The organism is Arhodomonas sp. KWT, from assembly GCF_010993615.1.
The window spans coordinates 1-2,467 of record NZ_WNXE01000295.1 but is presented as its reverse complement, the minus strand read 5'-3'; the positions used below and the strand labels follow the sequence as shown (position 1 = coordinate 2,467).

The window sequence follows — 2,467 nt, the reverse complement described above, 5'->3', positions numbered from 1 at the left end:
GAGGCCCTGCGTGTCGAGCGGCGCGGCATCGAGGGGGATCCGGTCAGCGTAAGCGCAAGTGAGGCCTTCGCGGCCGACGAGCTGCATCTGCGCAGCGACCGGCGTCTCTCCGCCTACGGCACGCTGCGGGGGGATTTCTCCGGCGCCCTGGCCGGAGACGACGGCCGTTACCGCAGTGGTAGCGTGCGCCGTGCCAGCCTGACCTGGGAGAACGACCAGGCCCCCGTGCCCTTCCGCGTCAAGGCGGGAGACCTCTCGGTGGACACCTCCGCGCGCACCTTCAACCGCTCCATCGATGGTGCGTCGGTGCTGTTCCGCCCGCGTACCACCGGGCCGAGCCAGTCGATGCGGCTGTTTTCCGGCAGCGGCGAAGGCGGCGGCTCACGCTACAGCGGCGGGCGCTGGCGTATCGAGGACACCATCGTCGGTGCCGTGTCGCTCTCGGCGATCCGCTACGACGGGCCGGCGGCGGAGGTGCCAGCGCTGGAAGGCATCAACCAGGACGTCGGGAGCCTGAGCTGGCAGAGGGATCTCACCGTCGCCGGCCAGCGGCTTTCCATGGAGATGGAGTACGGGCGTTTCAGTGGTGACTACGACGCCGCTGGCGGGCACGGTCACGCCGACACCGCCCGGTTCCTGGCGTTGAGCGGTGAAGGCGGGATGTTGCCGTATGACTGGCGGCTGTCCTACGAGCGTTACGGCGAGGATTACCGGCCCGCGGGAGCCGACATCCCGGCGGACCAGCGCATCACCGCGCTGCAGGGGGGCTGGCGCCTGGCCGGCGGGCTCGCCGCGCGGGCCCGGGTCCGTTACGTGCGCGAGGCGCTGGAGAGTGACAACCCGGTGGATGTCCGGCTGACCGGGCTGTCGCTGACCGGGTCGATGGGTCCCGGCGACTTCTCCACCGATGCCTTCGTGAGCCACCGCGAGGACGAGCTCGGCGAGATCGAGCGTGTGACCCGGGCCCTCAGTGCGAACTACGTCTGGCAGCTGATCCGCCACGCAACCCTGCGTGCCGGACTGGCCGGTGGCATGACCCGCAACCGGATCGAGCACTCGGTGACACGCCACCGCCGGGCGAGCATTGCACTGGACTGGCGCCTGTGGGGCGGGGCGTGGCGGGCGAGCCTGTCGTCGGTGTTCGCGGTCCGCTACGAGGACGGCGTGATCGACTATCGCGGTGTCCGGCCCACGCTGGGGCTGAGCTACGTGCCCGGGCCGTGACCGTGCGGACCCTAACGAAAAAGCCCGGTGCGCGGCCGGGCTCATCGCGAATCTGGCGCGCCCGGCAGGATTCGAACCTGCGACCTTCGGCTCCGGAGGCCGACGCTCTATCCAGCTGAGCTACGGGCGCGTTGAGAAGGCACAGAATATCGCGTCGCCGGGGTGATGTCCAAGCATCGGTACGGCCTGTGGCCGGCGAGTTTTCGCCACTGGCCATTCTCGATATACTCTGCCCTCGTTTCCGTTCGGGGTCCCTGCCCCTTACTCCGCTAGCAGACCCGGCGTGGCCGGTGTCTGGCACTGACTCTTTGGGGGGACGCGGTGAGTCGCCAGGAAGACAGAAAGTTCATTCGCAATTTCATCGTCGTCATCGGCGGCCTCGTGGTGACGGCGGTGGTGCTGGCCATCATTGCGGCAACGCTTTACGACGGCAATACCGAGGAACGCCGGCAGTTCACGGCCGAGCGGGCGGCGCAGAACCTCGAACCGGTCGGACAGGTCCGCCTCACCGGCGAGGCCATGCCGGAACTCGCCGCCGGCGGCGGTCAGGAGGAGGCCAGCAGCGGGCCGCGCTCCGGTGAGGAGGTGGTGAACCAGGTCTGTGCCGCCTGCCATCAGAGTGGCACGCTGGGGGCGCCGAAGATCGGCGACAAGGCGGCCTGGTCGCCGCGTGTCGACAAGGGCATGGACACCCTCGTGAACCATGCCTCCAACGGTTTCAACAACATGCCGCCCCAGAAGGGCTCCGCCTCCGAGGAGGAGATCCGCGAGGCCATCCACTGGATGGTCGATCAGGCCGGCCTGAGCGTCGGGGGGTAGCCATGGTACGGGGCGTGTCTGCGAGGACGCGCCCTGTCCCGCCCCGATCCGCATTCCGATCATGTCCGCCGCCCGCCCGGGCGGCGGGCGCGTGACGGCGCCGCCGACGCGGGCCGTACTCCTCACTGACACGATGGCCCGTCTCACCCCGGGTTGCCGTTCCATCGGGACCGTTCCGCCACCTGGCCGTGGTCTCATCTGCTTTTCCTGATGCTGGGGGCTGCCTGTCGGCTCCGGGCGACCGGCGGTTAGGTGTTTTTACGGATAGTCCGGATTCGGATTACGTGAGAGTCTTGGCGTTGCCTTCCTCCCGGCAAATACAGGCAGAGGTGATGATCATGGCAAGGCACGTGTCGAGTGTTTTCGTTGTTGCCCTGATCCTGGGCATCGGTGCGGCGCAGGCGGCCCCGGCAGGCGGCGAGGC

Annotated in this window: 2 protein-coding genes and 1 tRNA gene; 2 read left to right on the top strand and 1 reads right to left on the bottom strand. The window is 68.7% G+C overall.

Annotation, left to right across the window (positions count from 1 at the left end; translation table 11 throughout):
* On the top strand, positions 1-1,224 hold a 1,224-nt coding region (locus G7A99_RS18070), incomplete at its 5' end, for a hypothetical protein (RefSeq protein ID WP_163142779.1).
* Between the two features lie 53 nt (positions 1,225-1,277).
* On the opposite strand, the gene G7A99_RS18065 is transcribed toward G7A99_RS18070, so the two are convergent.
* Positions 1,278-1,354, bottom strand: a tRNA-Arg gene (locus G7A99_RS18065).
* A 191-nt stretch (positions 1,355-1,545) separates the two neighbouring features.
* Between G7A99_RS18065 and G7A99_RS24980 the strand changes: the two genes are divergently transcribed.
* The gene (locus G7A99_RS24980) at positions 1,546-2,043 is read left to right on the top strand and encodes a cytochrome c5 family protein (RefSeq protein ID WP_205599908.1); all 498 of its coding nucleotides are present in this window, start codon (positions 1,546-1,548) and stop codon (positions 2,041-2,043) included.
* Positions 2,044-2,467: the final 424 nt, after the last annotated feature.